The following is a 16,454-nucleotide window of genomic DNA, read 5'->3' as shown; positions in this document are numbered from 1 at the left end:
CGCATAAGCCATCAAGGCTTGATTGGCAGTCTAGGGGTTTTATTTCGCTGCGCAAATTAATAAACCGATAATCGTGATCATTATCACCCAAACAAGATAAAGGTCGCGGATAGATGTGGCTTAGTTCGCAATCTTTATTTACGCTATAAAACAACTTGAATCCATCTTAGCCCATTGCCACCGTCCAAGCGGTCGCAAACCGACACCGAGGAATCCAACATGCGTCTGATCCCGTTGAAATCTGCCAGCCAAGTCGGCCTCTGGTCAGCCCGTTACATCGTTGACCGTATCAATGCGTTCAAGCCGACCGCTGATCGTCCCTTCGTGCTCGGTCTGCCCACCGGCGGCACCCCGCTCAACACCTACAAGCGCTTGATCGAACTGCACAAGGCCGGTGAAGTGAGCTTCGAGCACGTGGTCACCTTCAACATGGACGAGTACGTGGGCCTGCCGGAAGATCATCCGGAGAGCTACCACAGCTTCATGTACAACAACTTCTTCAACCACGTGGACATTCGCCCGGAAAACATCAACATCCTCAACGGCAACGCCGAGGATCTGGTAGCCGAGTGCAAGCGTTACGAGGACAAGATCAAGTCCTACGGCAAGATCCACCTGTTCATGGGCGGCGTGGGCAATGACGGCCACATCGCGTTCAACGAGCCGGCCTCCTCCCTCTCCTCCCGCACCCGGGTCAAGACCCTGACCGAAGACACCCGCATCGCCAACTCCCGCTTCTTCGGCGGCGACACCGAGCAGGTGCCCAAGCTGGCCCTGACCGTGGGCGTCGGTACCCTGATGGATGCCGAAGAGATCATGATCCTGGTGACCGGCCACAGCAAGGCGCTGGCCCTGCAGGCCGCCGTGGAAGGCAGCGTCAACCACATGTGGACCATCTCCACCCTGCAACTGCACCCGAAAGGCATGATGGTATGTGACGAGCCCTCCACCATGGAGCTCAAGGTCAAGACGGTGCGTTACTTCCAGCAGCTGGAAGCCGCCAACATCGGCCGCCTGTAAGGAGTGAACATGTACGCATTGACCAACTGCACCCTCTACACCGGCAGCTGTGTGCTGACCGGTTACGGGGTCGTCATCGAGGGCGACAAGATTGTCGCCATTTCCCATCTGGATGAGTTGCCCGAGGGGATCGAGCGATTCGATCTTGAAGGCGCCAACCTGACCGCCGGTTTCATCGACGTCCAGCTCAACGGCTGTGGCGGCGTGATGTTCAACACCGACATCAAGGTGGAGACCCTGGCCATCATGCAGGCGGCCAACCTCAAATCCGGTACCACCAGCTTCCTGCCGACCCTGATCACCAGTCCGGATGCAGACATGAAGCAGGCCGTCGCCGTCACTCGCGACTACATGGCGGCGCACCCCAACGAGGTGCTGGGGGTACATCTGGAAGGCCCTTACACCAATCTCAAGCGCAAGGGGATCCACCCTGCCGCCCAGATCCGCCAGCCGGCGGACGAGATGATCGACTTCTTCTGTGCCAACGCGGATGCCATCGCCAAGATCACCCTGGCCCCCGAGCGCAACGATCCGGCCCATATCCGCCGTCTGGTGGAAGCCGGCATCCTGGTCTCCGCCGGCCACACCGCCGCCAGTTACGATCAGGCGATGGCGGGCTTTGACAATGGCATCCGCTTTGCCACCCACCTCTACAACGCCATGACCCCGACCCTGAACGGCCGCGAGCCTGGCGTGGTCGGTGCCATCTACGATCGCAAGGATGTCTACACCGGCGTCATCGTCGACGGTCACCACGTGCACTACGCCAACGTGCGCCTGGCCCACAAGATCCTCGGCGAGCGCCTGGTGCTGGTCACCGATGCCACCGCGGCGGCAGGGGCGCCGGAAGGCTTTGAGAAATTTGATTTTTGTGGCACGACCGTGTTTTTACGCGATGGTCAGTGCATTGACGAGAATGGTACACTCGGCGGCTCTTCCCTCACCATGATTGAAGGGGTGGAGAATCTGGTCAAACAGGTCGGATTACCGCTTGATGAAGCACTGAGAATGGCCAGCCTCTACCCGGCTCGCGCCATTGGATGGGACTCACGTCTCGGTAGTATCCAGGTCGGCAAGATTGCCAACCTCACTGTATTCGATCAGGACTTCACGGTCCGCGGGACCGTGGTTAACGGACACTACACACAACAGTGACATCATGACTGGCGGACAAATAGCAAACGTAGATCTTATCAAGCAGGTCAACAGTGCGGCCGTGTATCGGCTCATCGACCTGCAAGGGCCCATCTCCCGGGTCAAAATTGCCGAACTGAGTCACCTGGCCCCGGCCAGCGTGACCAAGATCACCCGGCAACTGATCGAGCATGGCCTGATCAAGGAGACCTCGCCGCAAGCCTCCACCGGCGGACGGCGTGCCATCTCCCTGACCACCATCAAGCATCGCTTTCAATTTGTCTCTGCCAAGCTGGGCCGTGGCTACCTGCACCTGAGTCTCTATGATCTCGATGGCAAGGAGCTCGACCAGCACATTACCCAGGTGGCCGAGATCGACCAGCAACCCGTGGTCGACATGCTGTTGCGGGAGATTGGCGCCTTTATCGATGCCAACAGCGAACGCAGCCGCAATCTCATCAGCATCGCGCTGACCATGCCGGGTCTGGTCAATCCCGAATCCGGCATGGTCATCTACACCCCCAAGTACCAGATCCGCAACCTGCCGTTGGCCAAGCTCCTGGAGAACCACTTCAACCTCCCCTGCTACGTGGGCAACGACACCCGCTCGCTGGCCCTGGCCGAACACTTCTTTGGCGAGTCCCGCGACTGCATGGACTCGATCCTGGTGAGCGTGCACCAGGGGACGGGGTCGGGGATCATCACCAAGGGGCAGGTGTTCTTAGGCCAGAACCGCAACGTGGGCGAGATCGGCCACATCCAGGTCGAACCCCTCGGCAAACGCTGCCACTGCGGCAACTTCGGCTGCCTCGAGACCATTGCCTCCAACGAGGCCATCGTCGACAAGGTGAAGGAGCTCATCAGCCGTGGCCACCAGAGCTCGCTGCAAGAAAAACACATCACCATCCAGGAGGTGTGCAAGGCTGCGCAAGCGGGGGATGAACTGGCTCACAGCGTGATCGAGAACGTGGGGGAGCATCTGGGACGGGCGGTGGCCATCACGGTCAACCTGTTCAACCCGCAGAAGGTGCTGATCGCCGGCGAAATCACCGCCGCCGAAGAGATCCTGTTCCCGGCCATCCGCCGCTGTGTCGAACACCAGTCGCTGCCAAGCTTCCACCGTGGTCTGCCCATCGTGAAGGCACGGTTCCAGAACCAACCCACCATCGGCGGCTTTGCCCTGGTGAAACGGGCCCTGCTGGAAGGGGATCTGCTGCAGATCATCATGGAACAGAAGTAGCACTGGCGACGCAAGGTACATAATGACAAACGGCAGCCCTCGGGCTGCCGTTTTGTTTTGCTTATTTGCCTGGAGTTAGGCTCCTACCCCGCCCGGCATGGTTTGAACAGGTCCAGCGCTCCGTTGTAGACCTTGGTCTGTACATCCATGATCCCCAGCATCGAGTGGAACAAGTTGTCGTGGGAGAAGCGCTTGCTGCCCGCCTCCTGCTGCAGACAATCCATGTTCAGCTGGCGATCCGTCTGCAACTGGGGAGAAAACCAGGTCAGCAGCGGCACCCGGGTCTGATCATCCGGCGCGAACTTGTAGGGCGTACCGTGCAGATAGAGGCCCATGGCACCGAGGGATTCGCCATGATCCGAGAGGTAGACCAACCCTACGTTGTACTGACTCTCCAAAGATTTCAGCTTGTCGATGAGCCGGGCCACCACCTTGTCGGTGTAGCGGATGGTGTTGTCATAGGTGTTCACCAGCTCTTCATTGGTGCAGTTTTCGATGTCGCTGCGCGGGCAGTCCGGCACGAAGGTACGCTCGCTGGCGGGATAGCGACGGAAATAAGTCGGTCCATGGCTGCCCATCAGGTGAAACGCCACCAGCTTGTTGCCCTTCATGGCGGCGATCTGCTGATCCAGTCCTTCCAGCAACACCTCGTCATAGCAGGAGCCACCCTTGCAAAGGGCCGGATAATCCCTGGGGGCGATTTCTATGGTCGGCACATTACGGCACACTCCTTTGCAGCCCCCGTCGTTCTCTTTCCAGAGCACGGAGACACCGGCATGTTGCAGCACATCGAGCAACCCGTCACGGGAGCCGGCCAGCTGATCATCGTAGCCGCGGCGGGTCAGGTTGGAGAACATGCAGGGCACCGAGACAGCCGTCGCCGTGCCGCAGGAGCGCACATCCCGAAACGACACTATCCCCTCCTCTTTCGCGGTAAAGCTGTTGGTCGCCTTGGCATAACCGTTGAGGGAGTAGTTCTGGCTGCGCGCCGTTTCCCCCACGACCAGGAACATCAGAGTCGGCTTAGCATCCTTGGCGATCAGCTTGGCATCGGTGCCGATCTGCTGGTAGGGGATCGGGGTCGCGAAGACCACATCACGGGCATATTTGTAGAGCCCGTTAACATAGTTGGCGGGCACTATCTCCTTGCCAAGGGACTTGTTGTTGCGCCCGACCGAGGCGTAATCCTGGTAATAGAGGGCGGCCATGCTACCCACCACCAGCAGGGAAAGCGCCAGCGAACCGGCACGCAGCGCCAGTCCCTTGTACCAGGTGGCGGGATAGCGGATCTTCAGCGACCAGAGCCCCAGGGTCGGCAGTATACCGGTCAGCAGGAACCAGAGTGCGACCGACCCGTTCAGATAGGAGGTGGCTTCCCTACTGTTGGTCTCCACTATGTTCTGCATCATGCCGGCATCGAAGACAACGCCATATTTGAGCATGGCGTAACTGACGATGGAGCCGGTCAGGATCAGCAGGGTAAAGAAGGGTTTGAGGATAAAGCGGAAGGTAAAGGGAATAAAGACGGCATTGAGCGCCGCTACCAACACCAGAGGAATGGAGAGTACGAATCCGGTTTTGACATGTTCCAGACCGCTGAGCACCTTGTAGAAATGCAAAAAGATCGGCCAGTTCAGCACCAGCGCAAAAAACAGTACCAGCAGCAAATTCGCCTTCAGCACACCGAGCGCAATACGCATTAACAACTCCTAGCGAACGGGTCAGCCTATGATTGACCCGGATTAACTGACTAAAACCATGGCGTCAGACTAATCGGCGAAACTTAAGAGTGAATTAAGAGAGAAAGAGGTCACAACCTGACCCTTCTCCAGGGGGGCTAAACGGATTTTTAGTTGTCTATCCATCGGATTTTGCTAGCTTGTTTGAGAGGCATTCAAGAAATGCAGGCGTTCCAATGGCACTGATCCAGGTTTCGATAGAACAGTTGAAGGTAGGCCACTTCATCCATCTGCCAACCGGATGGACCAACCACCCTTTTATGTTTAATACCTTCAAGATCAAAGACCAGCAGCAACTCGACATCATTCGCCACCTCGATCTCCACCTCCTGATGGTTGACCCGGACAAGAGCGATCTCCCCGTCGAACCCCTGCTGCGCGGGGATGTGCCGGATGCAGGCCCCGATCTTGACGAGCTGGATGCCACAGAAGAGCCGACAGATTCCGGCCCTCCCCCCTTCGATGAGAAAGCCTTTCGCCGCTCCATGCGCGCCGCCGACAAGGCCTTTGGCCAGTCGATGTCGGAGCTTCGCGACGCCCTGGGCGCCCTCAACCTCAAACCTGACGAAGGCTTGGCCAACGCCGCCCAGCTGGTGCGCAATACCGCCGCCCGTCTGAGCGAACACGAAGGCCCCCTCGGCCTGCATCTGATCCGCAGCCCCCATACCGATGTCCTGTTGCAGCACAGCCTCAACGTCGCCTTCATCGCCATGCTGATGGGACGCGAGCTGGGAATGAACCCGATCGCACTGGAAGAGGCGGGGCTGGCGGGGCTTATCCACGACATCGGCGAGCTGAAGGTGCCGACCCAGATCACCTTGAAGCGGGGAGAATTGAACAAGGCCGAGCAGAACTTTCTCAACATGCATCCCCAATACGGACTGGACATGCTGACCCAGCTCAACGCCTTCGAACCCAAGATCCGCCAGGTGGCTCACCTGCATCACGAGCGACTCGATGGCAGCGGATATCCACTGGGGCTCAAGGGAGGGGATATACCACCGCTGGCCCGTCTCATCGGGCTGGTGGACTATTATGACGAGCTGCTTCACCCCCGCAGCAGCGCCAGTGCCGCTGCCCCGAGCCAGGCCATCAGCCAGCTCTACAAGCTGTCCCAGAAAAAATTTGACCAGAATCTGGTCAAATTGCTGATCAAGGTCCTGGGGGTGTATCCACCGGGTTCTCTGGTCAAAATGTCCGACGACAGCATAGGGCTGGTGCTCTCCACCGAGCCCACCATGCCCCTCAAACCCAAGCTGCTCCCCTATATCAAGGCTCAGCGCCCGGAAGCCGTCACCATGATCGATCTGCGGGAAGACGAGCGCACCATCACGGGCTGTATCAGACAGGAGGATCTGGATGAGGGGCAGCGCCAGTTCTTCAATCTGACTCGCCGCTTCTGTTATTACTTCGCTTTTTGAGTTATCCCCAGAAGCTGGGGATAACTCATTGGACAAACCGGAATAATCACTCGAATACCCACCGGAAAGTTGCCATCCGGCCATGTATAAAAAACGCCCAGCCAGTGGCCGGGCGGAGCATGCTACCTCCATGTAGCCTATCCAGCGGATAGATTTATGCTCCATCCATCAATAGCAACCCCGGCTCGCTTACACAAATATCAATTTAACATGCTGATTTAATATGGTTTTATCCGCACGTTCTGGCAAACTGGCGGCCCGCGTCGCAAAATTGGCCCCCCAGAACAAGATCCTGATCACACTTGTTCAGATGCTGGCTGTTTTTTAACCTTTCCCTTGAGGAGCGTTTTTTATGCAGTTGGTTCTCTCCTTGCTGCAACAGATGAGCGTCAGCTTGGTGATCGCCTATCTCTTCTCAAAAAGCCCTCTGCTGCGCCCGCTGGCCAACTACTCCGTCAGGCTTCCACACAAAATACTGATATACATCATTTTTTCTGCTTTCTGCATCCTTGGCACCTATGTGGGCCTCGATATCGATGATGCCATCGCCAATACCCGGGCGGTCGGCGCCGTGCTGGGGGGCCTGCTGGGGGGGCCGCTGGTAGGCTTTCTGGTGGGACTGACCGGGGGATTGCACCGCTATACCCTGGGGGGATTTACCGATCTGGCCTGCGCCATCTCCACCACCTGCGAGGGGCTGCTGGGCGGTCTGGTGCACTGGCGCTTGATGCGATCCGGCCGGATGGGCGCACTGTTTGAACCCAAGGTTGCCTTCTTCACCACCCTTTACGCCGAAATGCTGCAGATGGTCATCATCTTGCTGGTGGCCGCCCCCTTCGACAAGGCGCTGCTGCTGGTGCGCACCATCGCTACCCCGATGATCCTGGCCAACTCCTGCGGGGCGGCGCTCTTCATCAGCATGATCCGCGACCAGCAACTGATGTACGAGAAGTTCTCCCGGGTCTTCTCCGCCAAGGCGCTTAACATCGCCAACCGCACCGTGGGGATCATGAGCCAGGGCTTCACCCCGGAGGCGAGCAGCAAAATCGCCAAAATTATTCAGGAAGAGACCGGGGTCGGCGCCGTCGCCATCACGGATACCGACAAGATCCTCGCCTTTATCGGGATCGGGGAGGATCACCACAAGCCGGGTACTCCCATCACCTCGGCCACCACCATGGAAGCCATCGCCCAGAACAAGGTGCTGTTTGCCGATGGCAACAGCCAGCCCTACCGCTGCAGCATCTCACCCCAGTGCCAGCTCGGCTCTGTGCTGGTGATCCCGCTGCAGGGGGACAAGGGGGTGATCGGCACCATCAAGCTCTACGAGCCGAAGAAGCGGCTGTTCCTCAAGATCAACCACACCCTGGGCGAGGGGATTGCCAACCTGCTGTCGCAGCAGTTGCTGGCCGGTCGGCTGGAGCAGCAGCAGCGGCTGCTGGTGCAGTCCGAGCTCAAGCTTATCCAGGCCCAGATCAACCCCCATTTCCTGTTCAACACCCTCAACACCATCAGCGCCATCACCCGGCGGGATCCGGACAAGGCGCGCGATTTGCTGCTGCACCTCTCCCTGTTCTTTCGCAAGAACCTCAAGCGCCACAGCGGTCTCAGCACCCTGCAGGAGGAGCAGGAGCACTGCCAGTCCTATCTGGAGATAGAGCTCGCCCGCTTTGGCGATCGCCTGACGGTGATCAACGAAATCCCGGTCCACCTGGCCAACCTGCAGCTGCCGAGCTTCACCCTGCAGCCGCTGATTGAAAACGCCATCAAGCACGGCATCTCCACCCTGCTGGAGCAGGGGCGGATCCGCCTCTATACCGAGGAGCACGCCGACAGCGTGACCATCCACGTCGAGGACAACGCCGGCACCTGGCAACCCCAGCCGGCCGGCGATGGCCTGGGCATGACCATAGTGGACAGGCGCCTCAAGAGCGCCTTTGGCGAGCGCTACGGGGTGAGCGTTGCGTGCGAGCCGGAGCAGTGGACCCGGGTCTCCTGCACCATTCCAAAAGTGGCTCCCTGATGCAGGCCGTTATCTCTGTTCTGGCGTCAGCAGGAGATAGCGCCGGCCCTGTGGCCGACCCCATGCACCCATTCATGTTTGATAGGAGGAAATCATGATCCGCGCCCTGCTTGTCGATGACGAGCCCTACGCCCGTGAAGAGCTGGCCCAGCAATTGGCCGGCTATCCCGACATCGAGATCCTGGGCACGGCGGCCAACGCCATCGAGGCGCTGCCGCTTATCCAGCAGCTCAAGCCACAAGTGGTGTTTCTCGATATCCAGATGCCCAAGCTCAGCGGCATGGAGCTGGTGGCCATGCTCGATCCCCTGCCCCGCATCGTGTTTGTCACCGCCTTCGACGAGTACGCCATCCAGGCGTTTGAGGAGAACGCCTTCGACTACCTGCTCAAACCGGTGGAACCCGCCCGGCTGGCCAAGACCATCGCCCGCCTGCGCCAGGACATCAGCCCGCAACCGATTGAGACGCTGGCCCCCGCCATTCACCACATTCCGGGTTATCTGCACAACCGGGTGCGCCTCTTGCCCATCAATCAGGTGGAGTATGCCTTCTCCGATCTCGGTGGCGTCCATGTGGCTTGCCAGGGTGAGCTGTTCCATACCCAGCTCACCCTCAAATCCTTGGAGGAGAAGAGCCCGCTGCTGCGTTGTCACCGCCAGTATCTGATCGCCCCCGAGGCCATCTTCGAGATCCAGCTGCTGGAAAACCAGCTGGCGGAAATAGTCACGCCGAGCGGCGCCCGGGTGCCGGTGAGCCGCCGCTACCTCAAGGAGTTGAAGGATAGGCTGGGTCTGGAGTAAGGCCGTTTGTGTGCGCCTGATCACAGGCGCCAACCACTCGCAGCGCCATGGCGCCGCTCGCCTCGTTTCCACTGCCGGCAGCGCCCATCCCCGCTAGACTGCTCATGCACATCAAAGAATAACAATGCAGGAGCGTAACAATGGTCTGGTTCTTCCTATGCGTCGGCTTGCTCGTAGCCGGCTATTTCGTATACGGCAAATTCATCGAACGGATATTTGGCCCGAAACCCGAGCTGAAAACCCCCGCCATCACCATGGCGGACGGGGTTGACTATGTCCCCATGTCGGACAAGAAAGTCTATCTGGTCCAACTGCTCAACATCGCCGGCGTCGGCCCCATCTTCGGCCCCATCCTGGGTGCCCTGTATGGTCCGGTCGCCATGCTGTGGATCGTGTTTGGCTGCATCTTCGCCGGTGCGGTACACGACTACTTCTCCGGCATGCTGTCGGTGCGCGCCAAGGGCGCCTCGGTGCCGACCGTGGTCGGTGAGCACCTGGGCAACGCCGCCAAGCACTTCATGAACCTGTTCGCCGTGGTGCTGCTGATGCTGGTGGGCGTGGTGTTCGTGCTGAGCCCGGCGGGCCTGCTGGCCAACCTGACCTCCACCGATCTGGTCCACTGGATCATGGCCATCTTCGCCTACTACATCCTGGCGACCATAGTGCCCATCGACAAGATCATCGGCCGCTTCTACCCCATCTTCGGCGCACTGCTGGTGTTCATGTCGGTCGGCCTCATCATTGGCCTCATCGTCTCCGGCAAGGGCTTCTACAACACAGGGATGGACTTCTCCAACCTGCACCCGACCGAGCTGCCCCTGTGGCCGCTGCTCTTCATCACCATCGCCTGTGGTGCTGTGTCCGGCTTCCACGCCACCCAGTCCCCGCTGATGGCGCGCTGCATGCAGAACGAAAAATCCGGCCGCTTCATTTTCTACGGCGCCATGATCGGTGAAGGCATCATCGCACTCATCTGGTGCACCTTGGGTCTCTCCTTCTACGACAGCACAGAAGCGCTCAACGCCACCCTGGCAAGCGGCGGTCCCTCTGCCGTGGTACACGAAGTCTCCACCAGCCTGCTCGGCACCGTTGGCGGTATCCTGGCCATCCTCGGCGTGGTGATCCTGCCCATCACCTCGGGTGACACCGCGTTTCGCAGCGCCCGCCTCATCGTGGCGGACTTCCTGAACCTGACCCAGAAGCCGATGGCCAAGCGTCTGCTGATCGCCATCCCCATGTTTGTCCTTGGTTTCATCATCTCCAAGGCCGAGTTCGGGGTGATCTGGCGCTACTTCGGCTGGGCCAACCAGACCACTGCCGTCATGATGCTGTGGGCCGCTGCCGCCTACCTCATCAAGGAGGGCAAGCTGCACTGGGTATGCACCATCCCGGCCATGTTCATGACTGCCGTGGTGTTCACCTACCTGGCCAACGCCCCCATCGGTTTTGGTCTGGAGATGGGTATCTCCACCATCATCGGTCTGGTCGCCACTGCCGTGATCACCGCCACCTTCCTGATCAAGTTCCGCCAGCCACTGGTGAGCCAGACCAGCGAGAGTTGACGCAAATAACACCTGAATCAAAAGGGGGCCCGTGCGGCCCCCTTTTTGATGAAAACAATATTAACGCCCTTCCTTGAAAACCCCATCCCAAATCAGGCTTTCCGCATTATCATGGCGGGCGATATCACGTTAACGATGTGATTATTAATTGCTTTAGTGGCAACAAAAACCAATTATCAATGGGTGCTCAAGCCGCCGGAGGTCTACATGTCCCTTGATTACTTTGCACTCGGTCTGCTCGTGTTTGTCGGGTTGGTCATCTTCTACGGCATCATCGTGATCCACGATATTCCCTACGAGATAGCCAAGCACCGCGACCACCCCCATCAGGACGCCATTCATGTCGCCGGTTGGGTCAGTCTCTTCACCCTCCATGTCCTCTGGCCCTTTCTCTGGATCTGGGCAACCCTCTACCGCCCCGATCGCGGCTGGGGCTTCAACAAGCGTCTGGCAAAGGATGAAGAGGAACTCGCCGCCCTCAGGGAGGAGCTGGCCGAGCTGAAAAACCGCCTCAACCATATCGAACAGAGCGAACAAAAGGGATAAGCCATGGACCTGCTACTGATCCTGACCTACACGGCCATCTGTGTGGCCATCTTCAAAATCTTCCGTATCCCGCTCAACAAGTGGACAGTACCGACGGCGGTACTCGGGGGCGTGTTGATCATCGGCACCTTGATCATGCTGATGAACTACAACCACCCCTACTCCGAAATGGCGCGCAACTACTATATCTCCACCCCTATAGTGCCGCTGGTGAAGGGGCGCGTCGTGGAGGTGCCCGTCCAACCGAACCAGCAGGTCAAACAGGGGGACGTGCTGTTCCGTATCGACGACACGCCGTTCAAGCAGCAGGTTGCCAGCCTGCAGGCCCGCCTGCAGTCAAACCAGGATCACATCAAGTCCATCGACGCACGCCTGCGCTCCGCCCGGCTGGATCGTGACCGCGCCCAGGAGCTGCTGCGCCGCGGCATCGGCAAGCAGCGGGATCTCGACGTGAGCCAGGCCAATGTCGACGATCTGGTCTCCCAGCTCGATCAGCAGCGGGCCCTGGTCAACGACGTACAGGCCCAGCTGGAAAAGGCCCGTTATGACCTCGAGCAGACGGTGGTGCTTGCCCCCACCGATGGCTTCGTGCTGCAACTGGCGCTGCGTCCGGGCATGATTGCCACCCCCTACCTCTATCGTCCCGTCATGACCTTCGTACACCAGAGCGAGAACTACTACGTGGGCTGGTTCTGGCAAAACAGCATGCAGCGACTGGAAGTCGGCGACGAGGCCGAAGTGGTGATCGACGGCATTCCCGGCAAGATCTTCAAGGGCGAAGTCACTGTCGTGGTGCCCGCCATCGCCGCCGGTAACGTACAGGCCAACTCAGGTCTGCTTGACCAGAGCACGGCCCAGCGCCCGGGTCGCTTGCCGGTCACCATCAAGATCACCGACCCCGAGTGGTCCAAGTATCAGGTGATCGCCGGTGCCAGCGGCCAGGCGGCCATCTACACCCACCACTTCCACCATGTTTCCATCATGCGCAAAGTGCTGCTGCGGATGGCGAGCTGGCTCAACTACCTGTTCCCCTTCCACTAAGCTTCGTTGCCACCTCCTGTCCAGAGGGCCGCACTTGCCGGCCCTCTGTTTTTAAGCCAGACATTTAAAAACCGAATCCCTATAATGGCGCCATCTTGCAGCAGCCAGTCTCCCCATGTTCGTTCTCAGACCCTATCAAACCGACGCCGTCAACGCCGTCATCAGCCACTTTCGCAAACATCCTGATCCCGCCGTCATCGTGCTGCCCACCGGGGCCGGCAAGAGTCTGGTGATCGCCGAGCTGGCGCGAAAAGCCCGCAGCCGGGTGCTGGTGCTGGCCCACGTCAAGGAGCTGGTGGAGCAGAACCACGCCAAGTACGAAGCCTGGGGACTCAAGGCCGACATCTTCGCCGCCGGACTGTCGCGCAAGGAGGCCAGCGCCCAGGTGGTGTTCGGCTCGGTGCAGTCGGTGGCGCGCAATCTGGACGCCTTCGATGGCGCCTTCTCCCTGCTTATCATCGACGAGTGCCACCGGGTGTCGCTGGATGACGAGAGCCAGTACCATCAGGTGATCGACCATCTCAAGGCCGCCAATCCGGCGCTCAAGATCCTGGGTCTCACCGCCACCCCCTACCGGCTCGGCCTTGGCTGGATTTACCGGCGTCACTACCACGGCATGGTGCGCAGCCACGGTGATCGGCTGTTTGGCGACTGTGTGTTCGAGCTGCCCCTGCGTTTCATGGTGAAAAACGGCTACCTGACCCCGCCGCGCCTGATTGATGCCCCCATAGTCCACTACGACTTCAGCAAGCTGGTAGCGCGGGAAAATGGCCTCTTCAGCGAGGCGGATCTCAACGGCGAACTCAAGCGCCAGGAGCGGGTCACCCCCCATATCCTGAGCCAGGTACTGGAGTATGCCGCCGAACGTCAGGGGGTGATGATCTTCGCCGCCACCGTCGAACACGCCCGCGAGATTCACGGCCTGCTCGGTGCCAAAGGAGAGAAAGCAGCCCTCATCACAGGCGAAACCCCGGGGCCGGAACGCGATGCCCTCATCAGCGCTTTCAAGGCCCGCGAACTCAAGTTTCTGGTTAACGTGGCGGTGCTCACCACCGGCTTTGACGCCCCCCATGTCGATCTTATCGTGATGCTCAGACCCACCGAGTCGGTATCGCTCTACCAGCAGATAGTGGGGCGCGGCCTGCGCCTGTCACCGGGCAAAACCGATTGTTTGGTGCTCGATTATGCCGGCAACAACTTCAACCTGTTTGCCCCCGAGGTGGGGGAGCCCAGGCCCCACGCCGGCACCGAGCCGGTACAGGTGCCCTGCCCCGCCTGCGGCTTTGCCAACACCTTCTGGGGCAAGACTGACGAAGATGGCAAGGTCATCGAGCACTACGGCCGCCGCTGTCAGGGGTTGTTTGAAGATGACGAGGGCCACCGCGAGGAGTGTGACTACCGCTTTCGTGCCAAGATCTGCCCCGCCTGCGGCGCCGAAAACGACATCGCCGCCCGCCGCTGCCAGTGCTGCGATCAGCTGCTGGTGGATCCGGACGACAAGCTTAAAGAGGCGCTCAATCTCAAGGACTGCATGGTGATCCGCTGCGCCGGCCTCACTCTGGCCGCTGGCCGTGGCAAACAGGGGGAACGACTGGAGGTGACCTATCACGACGAGGATGGCCTCACCCTCTGCGAATACTTCGCTTTTCACTCCACCGGCGCACGGCGCTTGTTTCAACAGCGCTTTGTGCGTCATCATTGGCCCGCCCCGGGACTGGAGCCCGAATTTGCCACCCTGGAGAGCGTGCTGGCCGCATCCGGCCAGTTCCGTCACCCGGATTTCGTCATCGCGCGCAAGTCAGGACGGTTTTGGCAGGTGAAAGAGAAAATTTTTGATTATGACGGCCGGTATCGAACTGCCAACGCCCTCTATTGAGGACGAGCGCCGGTCGGCAGATGAACATCGTCGATTATCAGAGTCGGTACTCCACTGCCGACGCCCTTCATCAAGTTTGAGGATCCTATGCTGCGGCTGTTGATTGGTTTTTGCGCCCTCGTTTCCATGGCGGTTCACGCCACCCCGCTCACCCCACCCAAGGGTGGCCAGTACGCCATCATAGTGCTGGGCAACAACGGCATTGAGTTTGCCCGCAACGCGGATGACATGATTGCCCCCGCCTCTACCATGAAGGTGCTGACCGCCCTGGCCGCCCGCCTGGAGCTGGGTGCCGACTTCCGCTTCGCCACCGATATCCAGGCCGAGCCCGGTGCCAAGCAGGGCAACGCCATCAACGGCGATATCTGGATCAACTTCGTCGGCGACCCCACCCTGTCGAAAATGGATCTGCTGGCCCTGTTCAAGCAGCTCGGCATCAACCGCATCAATGGCAATGTCTACGTCAATACCGGCGCCTACAACGGCTATGAACGCGGCAATGGCTGGTCGTGGGGGGATCAGACCCTCTGCTTCGCAGCGCCCGTCTCCTCCGTCATCATCGACAAGAACTGCGCCTACGCCACCATCACCGCCACCCAGATCGGCAAGCCGGCGGTGGGCAATGTCGCCAAAGGTGTCGCCATCGGCGTCGGTGCCGACAACGTGGAGGTGATGAGCTATGGCGACATGGCACGCCAGTTCTGCGCCCTGGAAGTGGACATGGCCAAGGGCAACTTCTATGAGCTCAAGGGCTGCATCACCCCGAACAAGGAGCCCCAGGGGCTGCGCTTTGCCATTCACGATGTAGAAGCCTGGGGCTGGGACAACATCCGCTGGGCGATGGACAGGGCCGGCATCAAGCACGACGGTCTGCTGCGGATCACCCACAAGGCACCGGTCGGTGCCCAGACCCTGGCGACCCACTACTCGGTCTCCCTGCCCATCATGCTGGCCAAAATGCTGAAGAAATCGGACAACCTCTACGCCGACACCTTCCTGAAAACCGTTGGCCGCCACTACTACAACAAGCCGGGCAGCTATCGCAGCGGCACCATGGCAGTGCGCGCCATCCTCACCAAACACGGCATTGACCTTGGCAACGCCACCCTGGCCGATGGCTCCGGCCTCTCTGCTCACAATCTCATCAGCGCCCGCCAGATGCTGTCGGTGCTGAACTTCATCCAGAAAAATGATGCCGAGCTCGACTTCATCAAGCTGCTGCCAAGCTCCCAGGTGGATGGCACCCTGGCCTGGCGACGCAGCGTCACTGCCCCCATGATGAAAAACAAGGTCCATGCCAAGACCGGCACCATCACAGGCACCTCCAACCTGGCGGGCTTTATCGACACCGCCGGTGGCCAACGCAAGGCTTTCGTCATCTTCCAGCGCGGCCTGTCGCAGGATCCGGCCACCCACGAGCGCTATCGTGCCAGCAAGGCGCCCTGGCCCTGGACCGTGTTCGAAAAAGGCGTGCTGGAGAGCATCTATCAGCAGCAACCCATCCAGATTGCCGCCCAGTAACCCACTCGATTACAACAGGGGCAACCGTCAGGCTGCCCCGATAACACCCAGCCCGGCTTGATACGGCGAGCCAAAGCGCTTCTCGACTGCTCGCCACACAGGGTTGAGCCGATAGAGCCACTCGCAGCAGGGTATCGACAATTTCAGCTTTAAGTCAGCACGAGGCGAGGCTATGCTGGGCCCAGCCTCAATTAACGACCCCATAACGGAGAGATAAGATGTTTGCAGTGATTTTTGGTCGCCCGGGTTGCCCCTATTGTGTCCGCGCCAAGCAGATCGCCGAGCAGCTGGTCGAGCAGCGCGACGATTTCAAATTCCGCTACGTGGACATCCACGCAGAAGGCATCACCAAGGAAGATCTGGCCAAGAGCGCCGGCAAGCCGGTCAATACCGTGCCGCAGATCTTCCTGGACGAGCAGCACATCGGTGGCTGCACCGATTTCGAAGCCTACGCCAAAGAGCATCTGGGCCTCTATCAGTGATTGCTTCCCCTCGGCGAGGGGCATCAAACCATAACAAAGCGGAGCCAAAA

General features: G+C 59.6%; 13 protein-coding genes. 12 read left to right on the top strand and 1 reads right to left on the bottom strand.

What is annotated here, in order from left to right; all coding sequences use genetic code 11:
• Window positions 1–219: 219 nt before the first annotated feature.
• The 3 genes from nagB to MRK42_RS07045 are packed head-to-tail and all read left to right on the top strand — an operon-like array spanning window position 220 to window position 3,394.
• Window positions 220–1,020, top strand: coding sequence for a glucosamine-6-phosphate deaminase (gene nagB, locus MRK42_RS07055; RefSeq protein WP_026457909.1), 801 nt, complete (start codon window positions 220–222; stop codon window positions 1,018–1,020).
• 9 nt (window positions 1,021–1,029) lie between these two features.
• Window positions 1,030–2,175 carry an N-acetylglucosamine-6-phosphate deacetylase gene (nagA, locus tag MRK42_RS07050; RefSeq protein ID WP_026457908.1) on the top strand — a complete coding sequence of 382 codons (1,146 nt, stop codon included), beginning with the start codon at window positions 1,030–1,032 and terminating at the stop codon, window positions 2,173–2,175.
• A 4-nt stretch (window positions 2,176–2,179) separates the two neighbouring features.
• The gene (locus MRK42_RS07045) at window positions 2,180–3,394 is read left to right on the top strand and encodes an ROK family protein (RefSeq protein ID WP_042025596.1); all 1,215 of its coding nucleotides are present in this window, start codon (window positions 2,180–2,182) and stop codon (window positions 3,392–3,394) included.
• 83 nt (window positions 3,395–3,477) lie between these two features.
• Here MRK42_RS07045 and MRK42_RS07040 read toward each other — a convergent pair whose 3' ends face one another.
• Window positions 3,478–5,094, bottom strand: a complete 1,617-nt coding sequence (locus MRK42_RS07040) for a phosphoethanolamine--lipid A transferase (protein ID WP_042072031.1) — start codon at window positions 5,092–5,094, stop codon at window positions 3,478–3,480.
• A 215-nt stretch (window positions 5,095–5,309) separates the two neighbouring features.
• On the opposite strand from MRK42_RS07040, the gene MRK42_RS07035 reads away from it, so the two are divergent.
• From MRK42_RS07035 to MRK42_RS06995, 9 genes are all read left to right on the top strand, one after another.
• Window positions 5,310–6,554 carry an HD domain-containing phosphohydrolase gene (locus MRK42_RS07035; RefSeq protein ID WP_342009558.1) on the top strand — a complete coding sequence of 415 codons (1,245 nt, stop codon included), beginning with the start codon at window positions 5,310–5,312 and terminating at the stop codon, window positions 6,552–6,554.
• Window positions 6,555–6,906: 352 nt separating this feature from the next.
• Complete coding sequence (locus MRK42_RS07030) at window positions 6,907–8,577, top strand: sensor histidine kinase (protein ID WP_354688976.1); 1,671 nt, start codon at window positions 6,907–6,909, stop codon at window positions 8,575–8,577.
• Window positions 8,578–8,671: 94 nt separating this feature from the next.
• Window positions 8,672–9,376: a two-component system response regulator BtsR gene (gene btsR, locus MRK42_RS07025; protein ID WP_225632992.1), complete on the top strand. Its 705-nt coding sequence runs from the start codon at window positions 8,672–8,674 to the stop codon at window positions 9,374–9,376.
• A 140-nt stretch (window positions 9,377–9,516) separates the two neighbouring features.
• The gene (locus tag MRK42_RS07020) at window positions 9,517–10,938 is read left to right on the top strand and encodes a carbon starvation protein A (RefSeq protein WP_354688975.1); all 1,422 of its coding nucleotides are present in this window, start codon (window positions 9,517–9,519) and stop codon (window positions 10,936–10,938) included.
• 207 nt (window positions 10,939–11,145) lie between these two features.
• Window positions 11,146–11,484, top strand: coding sequence for a DUF3302 domain-containing protein (locus MRK42_RS07015; protein WP_026457466.1), 339 nt, complete (start codon window positions 11,146–11,148; stop codon window positions 11,482–11,484).
• A gap of 3 nt (window positions 11,485–11,487) precedes the next feature.
• Window positions 11,488–12,525: an HlyD family secretion protein gene (locus MRK42_RS07010; protein ID WP_354688974.1), complete on the top strand. Its 1,038-nt coding sequence runs from the start codon at window positions 11,488–11,490 to the stop codon at window positions 12,523–12,525.
• A 115-nt stretch (window positions 12,526–12,640) separates the two neighbouring features.
• Entirely contained in the window at window positions 12,641–14,401 is a 1,761-nt protein-coding gene (locus MRK42_RS07005) for a DEAD/DEAH box helicase (RefSeq protein WP_354688973.1), read from the top strand.
• Between the two features lie 87 nt (window positions 14,402–14,488).
• Window positions 14,489–15,922: a D-alanyl-D-alanine carboxypeptidase/D-alanyl-D-alanine-endopeptidase gene (gene dacB / locus MRK42_RS07000; protein ID WP_354688972.1), complete on the top strand. Its 1,434-nt coding sequence runs from the start codon at window positions 14,489–14,491 to the stop codon at window positions 15,920–15,922.
• 218 nt (window positions 15,923–16,140) lie between these two features.
• The gene (locus MRK42_RS06995; protein ID WP_026456982.1) at window positions 16,141–16,404 is read left to right on the top strand and encodes a GrxA family glutaredoxin; all 264 of its coding nucleotides are present in this window, start codon (window positions 16,141–16,143) and stop codon (window positions 16,402–16,404) included.
• Window positions 16,405–16,454: the final 50 nt, after the last annotated feature.

The organism is Aeromonas sp. 19NY04SH05-1 (assembly GCF_040581895.1).
Taxonomy (GTDB): domain Bacteria; phylum Pseudomonadota; class Gammaproteobacteria; order Enterobacterales; family Aeromonadaceae; genus Aeromonas; species Aeromonas enteropelogenes.
The sequence above is the reverse complement of the archived record's forward strand: the minus strand, read 5'-3'. Positions and strand labels throughout refer to the sequence as shown.

Coding starts and splice junctions, on each gene's coding strand:
- nagA (WP_026457908.1), top strand. CDS start 1,030: ATGTACGCATTGACCAACTGCACCCTCTACACCGGCAGCTGTGTGCTG.
- MRK42_RS07015 (WP_026457466.1), top strand. CDS start 11,146: ATGTCCCTTGATTACTTTGCACTCGGTCTGCTCGTGTTTGTCGGGTTG.
- MRK42_RS07030 (WP_354688976.1), top strand. CDS start 6,907: ATGCAGTTGGTTCTCTCCTTGCTGCAACAGATGAGCGTCAGCTTGGTG.
- MRK42_RS07045 (WP_042025596.1), top strand. CDS start 2,180: ATGACTGGCGGACAAATAGCAAACGTAGATCTTATCAAGCAGGTCAAC.
- MRK42_RS07005 (WP_354688973.1), top strand. CDS start 12,641: ATGTTCGTTCTCAGACCCTATCAAACCGACGCCGTCAACGCCGTCATC.
- dacB (WP_354688972.1), top strand. CDS start 14,489: ATGCTGCGGCTGTTGATTGGTTTTTGCGCCCTCGTTTCCATGGCGGTT.
- nagB (WP_026457909.1), top strand. CDS start 220: ATGCGTCTGATCCCGTTGAAATCTGCCAGCCAAGTCGGCCTCTGGTCA.
- MRK42_RS07020 (WP_354688975.1), top strand. CDS start 9,517: ATGGTCTGGTTCTTCCTATGCGTCGGCTTGCTCGTAGCCGGCTATTTC.
- MRK42_RS06995 (WP_026456982.1), top strand. CDS start 16,141: ATGTTTGCAGTGATTTTTGGTCGCCCGGGTTGCCCCTATTGTGTCCGC.
- MRK42_RS07035 (WP_342009558.1), top strand. CDS start 5,310: ATGGCACTGATCCAGGTTTCGATAGAACAGTTGAAGGTAGGCCACTTC.
- btsR (WP_225632992.1), top strand. CDS start 8,672: ATGATCCGCGCCCTGCTTGTCGATGACGAGCCCTACGCCCGTGAAGAG.
- MRK42_RS07010 (WP_354688974.1), top strand. CDS start 11,488: ATGGACCTGCTACTGATCCTGACCTACACGGCCATCTGTGTGGCCATC.
- MRK42_RS07040 (WP_042072031.1), bottom strand. CDS start 5,094: ATGCGTATTGCGCTCGGTGTGCTGAAGGCGAATTTGCTGCTGGTACTG.